General features: G+C 66.7%; 14 protein-coding genes and 1 other RNA gene. 5 read left to right on the top strand and 10 right to left on the bottom strand.

Annotation, left to right across the window (positions count from 1 at the left end; translation table 11 throughout):
* Positions 1-101: 101 nt before the first annotated feature.
* A complete protein-coding gene (locus IAE41_RS15590) occupies positions 102-1301 on the bottom strand; it encodes an MFS transporter (RefSeq protein WP_200733733.1) in 1200 nt (399 codons plus the stop codon).
* Positions 1302-1374: 73 nt separating this feature from the next.
* On the opposite strand from IAE41_RS15590, the gene IAE41_RS15585 reads away from it, so the two are divergent.
* Complete coding sequence (locus IAE41_RS15585; protein ID WP_200733732.1) at positions 1375-2172, top strand: helix-turn-helix transcriptional regulator; 798 nt, start codon at positions 1375-1377, stop codon at positions 2170-2172.
* 152 nt (positions 2173-2324) lie between these two features.
* Here IAE41_RS15585 and dnaJ read toward each other — a convergent pair whose 3' ends face one another.
* The 4 genes from dnaJ to hrcA all read right to left on the bottom strand — a co-directional run bounded on the left by dnaJ (position 2325) and on the right by hrcA (position 7361).
* The gene (dnaJ, locus tag IAE41_RS15580) at positions 2325-3452 is read right to left on the bottom strand and encodes a molecular chaperone DnaJ (RefSeq protein WP_200733731.1); all 1128 of its coding nucleotides are present in this window, start codon (positions 3450-3452) and stop codon (positions 2325-2327) included.
* 154 nt (positions 3453-3606) lie between these two features.
* Complete coding sequence (gene dnaK, locus IAE41_RS15575) at positions 3607-5532, bottom strand: molecular chaperone DnaK (RefSeq protein ID WP_200733730.1); 1926 nt, start codon at positions 5530-5532, stop codon at positions 3607-3609.
* A gap of 185 nt (positions 5533-5717) precedes the next feature.
* On the bottom strand, positions 5718-6233 hold the full coding sequence (grpE, locus tag IAE41_RS15570) for a nucleotide exchange factor GrpE (protein WP_079221556.1): 516 nt from the start codon (positions 6231-6233) through the stop codon (positions 5718-5720).
* Between the two features lie 63 nt (positions 6234-6296).
* Positions 6297-7361, bottom strand: a complete 1065-nt coding sequence (hrcA, locus tag IAE41_RS15565) for a heat-inducible transcriptional repressor HrcA (protein WP_079221555.1) — start codon at positions 7359-7361, stop codon at positions 6297-6299.
* 114 nt (positions 7362-7475) lie between these two features.
* Between hrcA and recN the strand changes: the two genes are divergently transcribed.
* The gene (gene recN, locus IAE41_RS15560) at positions 7476-9137 is read left to right on the top strand and encodes a DNA repair protein RecN (protein WP_108759459.1); all 1662 of its coding nucleotides are present in this window, start codon (positions 7476-7478) and stop codon (positions 9135-9137) included.
* A 100-nt stretch (positions 9138-9237) separates the two neighbouring features.
* Here recN and IAE41_RS15555 read toward each other — a convergent pair whose 3' ends face one another.
* Entirely contained in the window at positions 9238-10155 is a 918-nt protein-coding gene (locus IAE41_RS15555; RefSeq protein WP_200733729.1) for a LysR family transcriptional regulator, read from the bottom strand.
* A 232-nt stretch (positions 10156-10387) separates the two neighbouring features.
* Positions 10388-10795 (bottom strand): ferric iron uptake transcriptional regulator, encoded by a 408-nt coding sequence (gene fur / locus IAE41_RS15550; protein ID WP_005409235.1) that lies wholly within the window; start codon positions 10793-10795, stop codon positions 10388-10390.
* A gap of 103 nt (positions 10796-10898) precedes the next feature.
* Here fur and bamE point away from each other — a divergent pair, with 103 nt between their 5' ends.
* Complete coding sequence (gene bamE, locus IAE41_RS15545) at positions 10899-11288, top strand: outer membrane protein assembly factor BamE (RefSeq protein WP_200733728.1); 390 nt, start codon at positions 10899-10901, stop codon at positions 11286-11288.
* A gap of 35 nt (positions 11289-11323) precedes the next feature.
* Here the strand turns inward: bamE and IAE41_RS15540 are convergent, their stop codons facing one another.
* A complete protein-coding gene (locus IAE41_RS15540; protein ID WP_108759462.1) occupies positions 11324-11581 on the bottom strand; it encodes an RnfH family protein in 258 nt (85 codons plus the stop codon).
* Between the two features lie 3 nt (positions 11582-11584).
* Positions 11585-12010, bottom strand: a complete 426-nt coding sequence (locus tag IAE41_RS15535; RefSeq protein WP_108759463.1) for a type II toxin-antitoxin system RatA family toxin — start codon at positions 12008-12010, stop codon at positions 11585-11587.
* Positions 12011-12067: 57 nt separating this feature from the next.
* Between IAE41_RS15535 and smpB the strand changes: the two genes are divergently transcribed.
* Positions 12068-12571 carry an SsrA-binding protein SmpB gene (smpB, locus tag IAE41_RS15530; RefSeq protein WP_079221548.1) on the top strand — a complete coding sequence of 168 codons (504 nt, stop codon included), beginning with the start codon at positions 12068-12070 and terminating at the stop codon, positions 12569-12571.
* Positions 12572-12726: 155 nt separating this feature from the next.
* On the opposite strand, the gene IAE41_RS15525 is transcribed toward smpB, so the two are convergent.
* The gene (locus tag IAE41_RS15525; protein ID WP_200733727.1) at positions 12727-13299 is read right to left on the bottom strand and encodes a hypothetical protein; all 573 of its coding nucleotides are present in this window, start codon (positions 13297-13299) and stop codon (positions 12727-12729) included.
* A 220-nt stretch (positions 13300-13519) separates the two neighbouring features.
* Between IAE41_RS15525 and ssrA the strand changes: the two genes are divergently transcribed.
* Positions 13520-13912, top strand: a transfer-messenger RNA (tmRNA) gene (ssrA, locus tag IAE41_RS15520).
* The last annotated feature ends 421 nt before the right edge of the window (positions 13913-14333 follow it).

The following is a 14333-nucleotide window of genomic DNA, read 5'->3' as shown; positions in this document are numbered from 1 at the left end:
CCCCCAAACCACCGCATGGCGGGTTTTTCATTTTGCGGGGGCCGCCCCGCGCCCGCCACTACCGCAGGTGCAGGGCTGCAAGCCCTGCAAACCCAAACTCCTCAGTGAGCAGCAGGACGCGACGGCGGCAGCCAGGCCGCGATGATGCCCAGCAGCGGCAGGAACGCGGTCAGCTGGTACACGTACTCGATGCTCGTCTTGTCCGCCAGCAGGCCTAGAACCGCCGCACCCAACCCGCCCATGCCGAACGCGAAGCCGAAGAACAACCCCGACACCATGCCGATGCGGTGCGGCATCATCTCCTGCGCATACACCACGATGGCCGAGAACGCCGACGACAGTACGAAGCCGATCAGCACCGCCAGCACCGTCGTCCAGAACAGATCCGCATGCGGCAGCGCCAGCGCGAACGGCGCCACGCCCAGGATCGAGGTCCAGATGATCGGCTTGCGGCCGATGCGGTCGCCCAGCGGGCCACCAAGGAAACCACCGGCCGCCGACGCCACCAGGAACGCGAACAGGTGCAGCTGCGCCTGCGCCACCGGAATGCCGAAGTGGTGGATCAGGTAGAAGGTGAAGTAGCTGCCGATGCTGGCCATGTAGAAGTACTTGCTGAAGATCAGCACCAGCAGGATCGCCATCACCCGGGCCACGGTGCGGGTCGGATGACGCGGGGCGACCGTGGCCTGCCCGACCGGGCGCGGGGCGCCCAGATGCAGCGCATACCAACGGCTGACGTAGGTCAGCAGAGCGATGCCGATCAGTGCGGCGCCGGCAAACCACGAGGCGGCGTGCTGGCCGAACGGCACGATCACCGCCGCGGCGATCAGCGGGCCCAGCGCGGTACCAAAGTTGCCGCCAACCTGGAACACCGACTGGGCAAGTCCGTGGCGACCGCCGGAGGCCAGCCGTGCGATGCGCGAGGCTTCCGGATGGAAAATGGCCGACCCGATGCCCACCATGGCCGCCGCCAGCAGCACCATGGCGTAGTTCGGCGCGAAGCCGAGCAGCAGCATGCCGCACAGGGTCGAGGCCATGCCGATCGGCAGCGAATACGGCGCCGGCTTGCGGTCGGTAACCAGGCCGACCAGCGGCTGGAAGATCGAAGCGGTCAGCTGGTAGGTCAGCGTAATCAGGCCGATCTGGGTGAAGCTGAGGTTGAAGCCTCCCTTGATGACCGGATAGATGGCCAGGATCAGCGACTGCATCATGTCGTTGACCATGTGGGAGGTGGAAATCGCCGCCAGCACGCCGCGGGTCGAGCTGCGGGTGGTGGGGGCGGGTGTAGCCAGGCTGGACATGGTGCGCAGTCAGGTTGGGGGCGAGCCCTGCATGCTACGGTGCCCTCCCCCTCCCTTCCGCCGCGTTCTGGTCATGCCATATCGCAAAAAGGACACTCCCTGCGCGATCCGGGAATCCGCGCCCTGGAACGAAGTGCCCGGCCATCGGCCGGTGACCTGCCGGGTCAAGGACTACCCAGCCGGCACCCGGGTGTCGCCACACCGCCATCGCCGCCACCAGCTGGTCTACGCGATGTCCGGCCTGATGGTGGTGCGCTCGGAAGTCGGCCGCTGGGTGGTGCCGTCCACGCGCGCCATCTGGATGCCGGCCGGCATGGCCCACGCGGTGGACTGCATTGCCGATGTGCACATGCGCAGCCTCTACATCGATCCGGCGTTCGCCCCGCAGCTGGCCACCGAGGCATTCGCGGTACAGGTGGCGCCCCTGCTGCGCGAGCTGCTCCACGCGGCCACGCTGATCCAGGGCGAGCACGAGGACGACAGCCGCGATGGCCGCGTGGTGCGCCTGCTGCTGGACGAGCTGCACCGCATGGACGTTCTGCCGCTGCACCTGCCGACGCCCACCGACCCGCGGCTGCAGCGCATCTGCCAGCACATCCAGAAGCACCCCGGTGACGAAGCCACCCTGCAGGACTGGGCCGAAGCACTGGCAGTGGACGTGAAAACCATCCAGCGCCACTTCGCCAGCGAGCTGGGCATGACCTTCGGCCAGTGGCGGCAACAGGCACGCCTGCTGGCGGCGATGGAGCGCCTGGCGGTCGGTGAGAAAGTCATTGATGTGGCGCTGGCGATGGGCTATGACAGCCCCAGTGCGTTCACCAGCATGTTCAAGCGGCAGCTGGGGCAGACGCCGGCGGCGTTCTTCCGCTGATTCGGCAAGCCGCATCCACGCATGGCGTGGATCTACCAGAGAACAGCACCCCTGGTAGCGCCGGGCCATGCCCGGCGGAATGCGTGCGATGCGCGCAAACGAAAACGCCGGGCAAGGCCCGGCGCTACCGTTCTACGTTTCCGCTCAAGGACTCAGGACGTCATGCGGTCCCAGAAGCCCTTCACGCCATCCATGAAGGTGGCCGACTTCGGCGAATGCTTGCGCGCTTCCTCGCCGACGAAGGTGGCTTCGAACTGCTCCAGCAGCTTGCGCTGGTCGTTGGTCAGGTTCACCGGGGTTTCCACCACCACGCGGCAGTAGAGATCGCCTTCGCTGCGGCTGCGCACCGAACGCACGCCCTTGCCGCGCAGGCGGAACAGCTTGCCGGTCTGGGTCTCGGCCGGAATGCGGATTTCCGCTTCGCCGCCGAGGGTGGCCACGCGCACGGTGTCGCCCAGTGCCGCCTGCGAGATGCGGATCGGCACTTCGCAATGCAGGTCGTCGCCGTCGCGCTGGAAGATGTGGTGCTCGCGCACGCGCACTTCCACGTACAGGTCACCCGGCGGCGTACCGGCCGGGCCGGCCTCGCCTTCGCCCTGCAGGCGGATGCGGTCGCCGGTATCGACGCCGGCCGGCACCTTCACCGACAGCACCTTGTCTTCCTCGATGCGGCCATTGCCGTGGCAGGTCTTGCAGGGCTTGGCGATGATCTGGCCACGGCCGTTGCAGTTGTGGCAGGCCTGCTGCATGGCGAAGATGCCGCGCTGGATGCGCACCTGGCCGCGGCCATGGCACACGTTGCAGGTCTCGACCTTGCCGTCTTCCGAGCCACTGCCATCGCAGTCGCCACATTCGGCCAGGGTCGGGATCTCGATCCGGCGCTCGACGCCGCGCACGGCTTCTTCCAGGTCCAGCTCCATCACGTAACCGATGTCGGCACCGCGACGGGCCTGGCGCGGACCACCGCCGCCACCGCCAAAGATGTTGCCGAAGATATCGCCGAAGATATCGTTCATGTCCGGGCCGCCCGGACCGCCGCCGCCGCCCATGCCGTGCTCGAACGCGGCGTGGCCGTGGGCATCGTACATGCGGCGCTTGTTGCCGTCGGACAGCGTTTCGTAGGCTTCCTTGCACTCCTTGAAGGAGGCTTCGGCCGCCACATCACCCGGGTTGCGGTCCGGGTGGAACTTCATCGCACAGCGACGGTAGGCCTTCTTCAGCTCTTCGTCGGTGGCGGTGCGGGCAACGCCCAGCACTTCGTAGTAATCGCGCTTGCTCATATCGTGGATCGCATTCCGGAAAGTCGGGATTCGTCAAAGCGGAAGAGCGGAACCAGGTCCGCTCTTGCGTCGGGCGCCCCGACACGCCGGTGGGCGGTCAGGACCCTGGTACGACAACGGGACGCTGGTAGCCAGCGTCCCGTGTCGGTCCGGATCAGGACTTCTTGTCGTCCTTGACTTCGGTGAACTCGGCGTCCACCACGTCATCCTGCGCCTTGCCTGAGTTGCCGGCGTCGGCACCCGGGGCGGCACCGCCCTGTTCGGCCGAAGCCGCGGCGAACAGCGCCTGGCCTGCTTCTTCCAGCACCTTCGACTTGGCTTCGATCTGTGCCTTGTCGTCGCCCTTCATCGCGGTTTCCAGGTCGGCCAGTGCGGCCTCGACCTTGCCGATGACATCGCCGCCGACCTTGCTGCCGTGCTCGGTGATGGCGCTGCGGGTGCCGTGGATCAGGGCATCGGCCTGGTTACGGGCCTGCACCAGTTCCTGGAACTTCTTGTCTTCTTCGCGGTTGGCTTCCGCGTCGGCGACCATGCGTGCGATCTCTTCCTCGGACAGGCCCGAACCGGCCTTGATCTCGACCTTCTGTTCCTTGTTGGTCTTCTTGTCCTTGGCCGACACGTGCAGGATGCCGTTGGCGTCGATGTCGAAGGACACTTCCACCTGCGGCAGACCGCGCGGGGCCGGCTCGATGCCGGACAGGTCGAACTTGGCCAGCGACTTGTTGAAGCGGGCCTGTTCGCGCTCACCCTGCAGCACGTGCACGGTCACGGCCGACTGGTTGTCTTCAGCGGTCGAGAACACCTGCGACGCCTTGGTCGGAATGGTGGTGTTCTTCTCGATGATCTTGGTGAACACGCCGCCCATGGTCTCGATGCCCAGCGACAGCGGGGTCACGTCCAGCAGCAGCACGTCCTTGACGTCGCCGCCCAGCACGCCGCCCTGGATCGCCGCACCCAGTGCCACGGCTTCGTCCGGGTTGACGTCCTTGCGCGGTTCCTTGCCGAAGAACTCGGTCACCGCCTGCTGCACCTTCGGCATGCGGGTCTGGCCACCGACCAGGATCACTTCGCTGATGTCGCTCGAACGCAGGCCGGCATCGTTCAGGGCGACGCGGCACGGCTCGATCGACTTCCTGATCAGCTCGTCCACCAGCGATTCCAGCTTGGCGCGGGTCAGCTTGATGTTCAGGTGCTTCGGACCCGACGCGTCAGCGGTGACGTACGGCAGGTTCACTTCGGTCTGCTGGGCGCTGGACAGCTCGATCTTGGCGCGCTCGGCGGCGTCCTTCAGGCGCTGCAGGGCCAGCGGATCCTTGCGCAGGTCGATGCCCTGGTCCTTGTTGAACTCTTCAACCAGGTACTCGATGACGCGGTTGTCGAAATCTTCGCCGCCCAGGAAGGTGTCACCGTTGGTGGCCAGCACTTCGAACTGCTTCTCGCCGTCGACGTTGGCGATCTCGATCACCGAGACGTCGAAGGTGCCGCCGCCCAGGTCGTACACCACGATCTTGCGATCCTTGTTGTCGCCCTTGTCCAGGCCATAGGCCAGCGCGGCCGCGGTCGGCTCGTTGATGATGCGCTTGACGTCCAGGCCGGCGATGCGGCCAGCGTCCTTGGTCGCCTGGCGCTGGCTGTCGTTGAAGTAGGCCGGCACGGTGATGACCGCTTCGGTGACCTTCTCACCGAGGAAGTCCTCGGCGGTCTTCTTCATCTTTTCCAGCACCTTGGCCGAGATTTCCTGCGGCGCCATCTTCTTGGCATCGCTGGTGGACACCCAGGCGTCGCCGTTGTCATGGGCCAGGATGCTGTACGGGACGTGGGCGATGTCCTTCTGCACTTCGGCGTCGGTGAACTTGCGGCCGATCAGGCGCTTCACCGCGTAGAAGGTGTTCTTGGGGTTGGTGACAGCCTGGCGCTTGGCCGAGGCGCCGACCAGGACTTCGCCGTCCTTGGTGTAGGCGACGATCGACGGGGTGGTGCGATCGCCTTCCGAATTCTCGATGACGCGGGCCTTGCCGCCGTCCATGATCGCCACGCACGAGTTGGTGGTGCCGAGGTCGATACCAATGATCTTGCCCATGGGGGAGACTCCTGAAGAATGCTTGTTGGTGTCAATCCGGCCGGTCGGCCGGTGGATGAATGGGATGTGGGGGAGGCTCGTGGAACATTCAAGCCATCACCCGAACGCTGTGTTCAACCGTTCAAGAAACGCCGGGCATGGCCCGGCGCTACCCGACGGCGGCGGGCCGTTGCCGGCCCAGCGCGTCAATCGGCGGCCACCACCACCAGCGCCGGCCGCAGCAGGCGCTCGTTGAGCAGGTAGCCCTTCTGGAACACCGTCACCACGCTGCCGGGGGCGGCACCGGGGGCCGGCACCTGGCTGATGGCCTGGTGGTGTTCCGGGTTGAACGGCTGGCCGGTCGGGTCCAGCAGGACCAGGCCGTTGTCGGCGGCGACCTTCAGCAGCTGCTTGTAGGTCATCTCCAGCCCCTCGCGCAGCGGGTTGGCATCGTCGCCGGCAGCCTTCAGGCCGGCATCCAGGCTGTCAAACACCGGCAGCAGCTCGCCCAGCAGCTTCTCGTTGGCGAACTTGCGGGCCTGGTCGATGTCGCGGGCCACGCGCTTGCGCTGGTTCTCCAGGTCGGCGCGCTCACGCAGCGCGTCGGCCTTGACCTGCTCGACCTCGGCGCGCAGGCGCTCCAGTTCGTCATGGGTGCCTGCGGCAGCGGCCGCATCGGCGGCGCTCTGCTGGGCTTCGATATCTGGATGTTCTTGGTTCATGTCTGGGTCCCTGGCGGTCACTCTCCGCCTCCACCCACCCTAGTGTGGGCGGGATGCTGCGTTTCAAGCGTCTGCCGGCCCTGGACCGCGTCCCGGGGGCGAAAAGGCCGCCCCGAGCACGTCCGCGGTGGCCTGGACCAGCGGAATCACCCGGTCGTAGGCCATCCGCTTGGGCCCGATCACCCCCAGCACGCCCAGCACCTGCCCGTTGGCGGTATAGGGCGCTGTGACCAGCGAGACCCCCTGCAGCGGCATCATCCCGGTCTCTTCACCGATGAAGATGCGCACGCCCGGGGCCTGGATGGTCCGCTCCAGCAGCTGCAGGATCTCGCGCTTGCTGGAGAACAGTTCGAACAGTTCGCGCAGGCGTTCCAGATCGGACAGGTCCTGCACCCCCATCAGCCGGGTCTGGCCCGCCACCAGCATGTCGTCGGCCGGCGGCTGCAGGGCCTGTTCGGCCAGCTCGATGCTGTGGGCCAGCAGCAGCTCCAGCTCGGAACGGGCGTCGCGCAGCTCCAGCAGCAGACGGGTGCGGATCTCGGCCAGCGGCAGGCCGGCGAAATGGGCATTGAGGTAGTTGGCCACCTGTTCCAGCTGGCCCGGCTCGAAGTCCTGGCGGGTCTCGATGACCCGGTTCTGCACCTCGTTGTCGGCAAACACCAAGATCGCCAGTACCCGGCGCCCGTCCAGCGCCACGAAATCGATCTGGCGGAAGGCGAACTGCTCGCGCCGCGGCGCGCTGACCACGCCTACGAAGTGGCTCATGGCCGACAGCAGCTCCGAGGCGCTGCCCAGCAGGGCCTGGGTACTGCCGCCTCCGGCCAGTTCGTGGCGCAGGCGGGCCAGTTCACCCTCGCCCGGAGGCTGCATCTGCAGCAGGCTGTCCACGAACACCCGGTAGCCGTGCGCGGTCGGGATGCGCCCGGCCGAGGTATGCGGCGAGGCCAGCAGGCCCAGGTCCTCCAGGTCGCCCAGGATATTGCGGATGGTGGCCGGACTGACCTCCAGGCCAGCCACGCGCGCCAGTGTCTGCGAGCCGACCGGCTCACCGTCCTGGATGTAACGCGCGATCAGCGTGCGCAGCAGATGGCGCGCACGCGGGGCAAGCTGGTCAGCGGAACCGTGCATGGAATCAACCTGTGAGACACGGACACTAGATAATGGCGGTGCGTCGCCTTGGCAAGTCATTGGACCACCCCGCCGCGCGTGCTAGCGTTGCGCGGCTCAGACACCCCTGTACCCATGCTCAGACATCTTTCGATCAAGGATTTTGCCGTCGTCCGCGCCACCGAACTGGAATTCGGGCCCGGCATGACCGTTGTTTCAGGCGAGACCGGCGCCGGCAAGTCGCTGATGGTCGACGCGCTGGGCTTCCTGTCCGGCCTGCGCGCCGACAGCGGCGTGGTCCGCCACGGCGCCGCCCGCGCCGAGCTGTCGGCCGAGTTCGCCCTGGACCAGCTGCAGGCCGCACGCCAGTGGCTGGCCGACAACGAGCTGGACGACGAGGACCAGTGCCAGCTGCGCCGGGTGATCCGCGCCGACGGGGGTTCGCGCTCCTGGATCAACGGCCGCCCGGTGACCCTGGCACAGCTGGCCGAACTGGCAGGACGGCTGGTGGAAATCCATGGCCAGCATGAGCAGCAGGCCCTGCTGACGCGCCCGTCGCAGCTGGCCCTGCTCGATGCCTATGCCCGCAACGAGGCCGAGCGCCGCCAGGTGCGCCGCGCCGCCGCCGCGTGGCAGGCACTGGTCGATGAATCGCTGGCGCTGTCGCAACAGGGCGACGTTTCCGACCGCATCGGCTTCCTCGAGCACCAGCTGCGCGAGCTCGACCGCGAGGACCTGGAACCCGAATCGATTGCCGCTCTGGGCGCCAGCCACCGTCGCCAGGCCCACGCCAGCGCCCTGCTGAGCGCCTGCCAGGCGGCCAGCAACCAGCTCAACGGTGACGACGGCAGCTCGGCGCTGGACCTGCTGCAGCAGGTGCGCCACGAGCTGTCACGCCTGATCGAGCACGACCCGCGCCTGGGCGAGGTGGACGGCTTGATCGAGAACGCCTCGATCCAGCTGCACGAAGCCCTGTCGCTGCTGGACCGGGTGCACGACGATCTCGATGCCGACCCGGAGCAGTTCGAGGAGAACGAGCGCCGCCTCGGCCGCCTGCACGACCTGGCCCGCAAGCACCGCGTGCCGATGGACGAACTGGGCGCGCAGCGCGAGCGCATGCATGCCGAAGTGGAGCAGCTGCGCGGCGCCGACGAGCGCCTGCAGCGCCTGGCCGGTGAGATCGACAAGGCCGCCGCCGCGTGGCGCGTGCAGGCCGAAGTGCTCAGCAGCAGCCGTCGCCAGGCTGCGGCCGAACTATCGGCCACCACCACCGGCATCATCGCCGAGCTGGGCATGGGCGGCGGCCAGTTCCTGATCGAGCTGGAACCGCAGGACAGCGGCAAGCCCGACCCGCAGGGTGCCGAGCGCGTGGAGTTCCTGGTCGCAGCCAATGCCGGCCAGCCACCGCGTGCGCTGCGCAAGGTCGCCTCCGGCGGCGAACTGTCGCGCATCTCGCTGGCCATCGAAGTGGCTGCGCTGGACCTCGATGCGGTACCGACCATGGTGTTCGACGAAGTCGATTCAGGCATCGGCGGCGCGGTGGCCGACATCGTCGGCCAGAAGCTGCGCGCGTTGGGCGAGAAGCGCCAGGTGCTGTGCGTCACCCACCTGCCGCAGGTCGCCTCCAAGGGCCACGCCCATTACCGGGTCAGCAAGGCCCCGGTGGAAGGCATGACCCAGAGCGCAGTGGAGAAGCTGGATACCAAGGCACGCGAGGAAGAGCTCGCGCGCATGCTGGGTGGCGTGGAAGTGAGCAAGGAAGCGCGCGCGGCCGCCCGCAAGCTGCTGCAGGTGTAATGCAGGCCGAGCCGAGCATGGGCTCGGCTCTACAGGAACATCCCGAACGAAACCGACGTGTAGAGCCGAGCCCATGCTCGGCTTCCGTCCGCCGGCGGTCTCAGCCCAACGGCCGCGCCAGATCCACGTGCTCCACCAGGAAGTCGAGGAACGCGCGCACCCGCAGCGGCAGGTAACCGCCCTGCCCCAGGAACACCGCGTGTACCTCTTCCAGGTCACCCGGATTGGCATCTTCCAGCACCGGCAGCAGGCGCCCACCGGCTATGTCGGCCTGCACCTGGAACGCGGCCAGCCGCGCCATGCCCAGCCCACCCAGCACCAGCTGGCGTAGCGCGTCACCATTGCTGGCGCGGGCATTGCCGTTGGGCAGCACCATGCGCTCGCGGCCGTCCTGCAGCACCGGCCAGCCCTGCATCGCCCGCGCATGGCCGATGTCCAGCCGGTTGTGCGCCAGCAGCTCCTCCGCCGTGCGCGGCAGCCCCTGCCGCTGCGCATAGGACGGCGCCGCCACGATCATCATCCGGGTCGAGCCCAGTCGCCGGGCCACCAGGCTGGAACTCTTCAGCGGCCCTGCACGCACGGCGACATCGGTGCGCTGCTCCAGCAGGTCGATCACCTCGTCGTTCAGCGTCAGGTCCACGCCCACCTGGGGATTGCGCTGCAGGAACCGTGGCAGCAGCGGCAGCAGGAAGTGCTGGCCGAAGGGCACGTTGGAATTGACCCGCAGCCGCCCACGCGGCTCGGCATGGGCACTGGCACAGCGCTCGGCCTCCTCCAGGTCAGCCAGCACCCGCAGCCCGCGTTCGTAGAACGCGCAGCCTTCCGGGGTCAGTTGCAGCTGCCGGGTGGAACGCTGCAGCAGGCGCGTGCCCAGCCGCTGCTCCAGCCGCGCCACCAGCTTGCTGACCGCCGAAGGCGTCATGTCCAGCGAGCGCGCGGCGGCGGAAAAGCCGCCGGTCTCGATCACCCGTACGAACACTTCCAGTTCGCCGGATCGGTTGATGTCAGGTCGCGCCATGCCAGTGAATCCAGTTCACAGATGATTATCCATCCGCAGTCTAGTTCACAGGTGACCCGGAGATCAGGGGTCAGAGCCCTTTTCCGCCGGAAAAGGGATCTGACCCCATGGGTCGACCGGGGTCGGATCCCTTTGCGCCAGCAAAGGGCTCTGACCCCAGCACCAGGCCCCAACAACGAAAAACCCCGGGCATGCCCGGGGTCTTCGCGTATCCACTGCTGGCGCCAGCGCCTTACTTGCGCTTCTTGCGCACGTACAGCACCAGCGAATGCTCTTCCAGCTCGTAGCCGTGGTCTGCGGCGATCTTGCGCTGCAGCTCCTCGATTTCGTGGCTTTCGAACTCGATGATCTTGCCGCTGTCCACATCGACCATGTGGTCGTGGTGGCCGCCGCGATCCAGTTCGTAGACGGCCTGGCCGCCTTCGAAGTTGTGCTTCAGCACCAGGCCGGCGGCCTCGAACTGGGTCAGCACCCGGTACACCGTGGCCAGGCCGATTTCATCGCCGTGCTCCAGCAGCTGGCGGTAGATGTCTTCGGCGGTCATGTGGTGCTGGGCGTTGCGCTGCTCGAGCAGCGCCAGGATCCGCATCCGCGGATGGGTCACCTTCAGGCCGACTTTACGCAGGTCGTGGGTTTCCATAGGTCTCCGTTCATTGGCGATTTAGCGCCAGCTGCCTCGGATTGGGTCGCGGTGGCACGCCGGGAGTGTATCATCGGTTTGATTTCCCCAACCGCCAGTACCGATGCGCAATCTTCTGTTGGTCGCCGCCGTCGCCCTGTCCACCACCGGGTGCGGCATCATCTACAAGCAACCCATCTATCAGGGCAACCTGATCCGGGAAGATGCCGTCTCCAAGCTGCAGGTCGGGCAGAGCAAGCAGCAGGTGAATGCGCTGCTGGGCACCCCGTCCGTGCCGGACCCCTTCCACGCCCAGCGCTGGGATTACACCTCCAGCCAGCGTGTGAACCGTCTCGGCCGTACCGAAGTGAAGAACTTCACCGTGTACTTCGAGAATGACGCCGTTACCCGTTGGGATGGCGACTACTTCCCGGCCAACGACAAGGCCCTGGCCCAGCAGACGGTCCGCCAGTTCGGCCGCAACCTGGCCAAGGACAAGAAGAAGGGTCGCTGAGCCCACCGCCCGCCCTGCGGGGCGGGACCCTGGAATCAATCGCCGCGCGCGCGACGCCGGCGGTTTTCCTTGGGATCGGCCTGCAGCGGCCGCAGCAGTTCCACCCGATCACCGTCCAGCAGCGCCTGCTGCGGGCGTGCCAGCACGCCATGCACGGCGGCGGCCGGACACCCGGCACTGCCCTCGAGGGCGGCTGCGGCAACGGCTTCGGCCACGGTCGCACCTTCCGGCAGCTGCAACCGGCGTGACTGCACCTGTTGCGGCCAGGCCAGTACCACCTCGACCTCGATCATCGCTCAGCCCTCGTCGGCAACGCGGACGAAGTCGTTGACCATGCGGTCGGCCAGGCCCTGGAAACCGATCGCCAGCGCCGGTGCGAGCAGGCGCGATTTCGGCTCGAACTCCAGGGTCAGGGTGACCTTGCAGGCATCCTCGGCCAGCGCATGGAACTCCCAGCGGCCATGCAGCTGCTTGAACGGACCGTCGCGCAGCTGCATATCGATGCTGTGCGGGCGCTGCAGGGTGTTTTCGGTCTGGAACCAGGTGCTGAACGAGCCCAGGCCCAGATCCAAGCGGGCGACCAGGCGGTCCTCGCCCTGTTCCAGGATGCGGGCGTCCGAGCACCAGCGGAAGCGGCGCGGGTAGGCTTGGACATCGTTGACCAGGTCGAACATGCGCGCGGCCGAGTGTTCGACCAGGGCGCTGCGGCGGATAGTAGGCATAAAGACGGCGCGTTTCGGCAATCGACCGGGCGGGCCCGAATCGGAGACAATACGGAAATGAGCAAGAACAGCGGCAAGGATAAAGCAAAGAACGCGACGGCCAACAAAACCATCGCGTTGAACAAGCGTGCCCGCCACGAGTACCACATCGAGGAGCGCTTCGAGGCAGGCCTGGCCCTGCAGGGCTGGGAGGTGAAGTCGATCCGCGCCGGGCGCGGCAACATCATCGACGCCTACGCCTACGTGAAGCAGGGCGAGATCTTCCTGATCGGCGCGCAGATCACCCCGTTGATCCAGGCCTCCACCCACGTGGTGGCCAACGACCGGCGCGAGCGCAAGCTGCTGCTGCACCGGAACGAGATCGACAAGCTGGTCGGCAAGGTCGAGCGCGATGGCTACACGATCGTGCCTACCGCCATGTACTGGAGCAAGAACAAGATCAAGCTCGAAGTGGCGCTGGCCAAGGGCAAGCAGACCCACGACAAGCGCGATGCCGCCAAGGACCGCGACTGGGCGATCGAGAAGCAGCGCGTGATGCGTCGCGGAAACCGCGACGCGTAACAGCTGTATGTAGAGTCGAGCTTGCTCGACTGCGCAGATCAAAAACAGCCGAGCATGGGCTCGGCTCTACAGGTCCGGGGCAGCCGAGCATGGGCTCGGCTCTACAGGTCGCGGGGCAGCCGAGCATGGGCTCGGCTCTACAGGAAGGCGGGCGATCAGCCGGCCAGCATGCCCTGCCCGCGCATCCGCGGTGCCAGTGCCGCATGCATCACCGCCAGGTGCATCACCACCGCCAGCTCCGGCGCATGCCGGTCATCGCCGGCCCGCCACTGCTTTGCCATCTGGGCCGCATCATCCGGCAACAGGGCCAGCAGCTGCTGGTCATCCAGCGCATCGGCCCGGTGCTGCAGCTGCTGCGACAGCGCCCAGCTGCGGCGGACATGGGTCAGGATGCTCAACGAGGCCAGGGTCAGCAGGGCCACCGCCGCACCGTGCTCGAACCACAGCGCGATGACATCCGGGCCCCACACCATCACCGCCAGCACGGCCAGGGCCAGCATGCGCCAGCCCGGCACCAGAGCCTGGTCGCGACGCGGCCAGTACACCACCACCGCACTGGCCACCAGGAACACCGCCGCCGTCGCCGGCAGCGCGGTCAGGCAGGCCGCAGTGACGATCGCGGCCAGTACCACCCATACCCAGCCGGGCGGCAACGCGCGTCGGCGGTAGTCGGCGCCTACCGGCCCGACCAGCTGTCGCAGGCTGCGTTGTTGGATGGTGTCGCTCACCCTGGGTCTCCGTGTCTGTCCTGGCTCGGATGTTGGTGGCCAGTGTGTCGCAAAATCGTGCCAATGAAGTTAGCAATCCGCTATGACAACGGCTCTACAACTTGTTGCGGATTGCCAAGGTGACTGTTCAGCTGTTTTGCCGTAGCATTGCAACCGTTGGGCAGGCCCGGTACGTGGCAACACGCACTTGGCCTAGTACCTTGCAGAACTTGAAGAAACCGGGGGTGCATTGGTTTCGACGGGGGTTGTGAAGTCGCCTGGCGCATGCCGAGGGGGTAGCTGTCCTCGTAAATCCAGCTGCAAAACTCTAGTTGCCAACGACGACAACTACGCTCCGGTCGCTCTCGCAGCCTAAAAACTGCGGTGCGTGACCTTCTGCCGACTTAGGCGGAGCCTCGAAACTGCTTGTGTCCATGCTCGCAGCGTAGAGTCATTATCATGGAATCGCGCTGGGCGGCTGCCTGTCAGTCCGGCACTAGAACAAAACAGGCTGGTTCCCGGGTGCGCTTTGCACACCGTGCTGCTCGGGGATGAGATTCAACGGTGAGCTAAGCATGTAGTGCTGGGGATGGAGTGCCTTCGGACGGCGGTTCAATTCCGCCCACCTCCACCATCTGTACCGCCCTTCGGGGCACGAAGAGCCGGACACTCCCGTCGATTGGGGTCCGGCTTTTTTGTTGCCTGCGCCCTGCCCTACAGCCAGCGCCGCACCCCGCGTCGGAAGGCGGCATAGTCCACCCCGAAACGGTCGGCCAGCACCGACTGAGCCCCCCCGATGCCACTGACCGAGGCAGCCATCAGGCGCGTCGAGCCGTGTGACAAGCCGGGGAAGATCACCGACGACGGCGGCCTGTACTTCTCCTCACCCCGAACCGTGCACGCAGCAGGCGCTTGAAGTACCGCATCGCCTGCAAGGAGAGGCTGCTATCGATTGACCTGTAGCCGGACCAATTTCTCAATCGATTGCCCGCCTCCATCTGGTCAGTACCCACGAACATTGCACCAGCTTCGGTCGCTCTCACGCACCCTACGCC

The sequence above is a fragment of the Stenotrophomonas sp. S39 genome, from assembly GCF_016624665.1.
Taxonomy (GTDB): Bacteria; Pseudomonadota; Gammaproteobacteria; order Xanthomonadales; family Xanthomonadaceae; genus Stenotrophomonas.
This window is presented reverse-complemented; position numbering and strand designations above follow the sequence as displayed.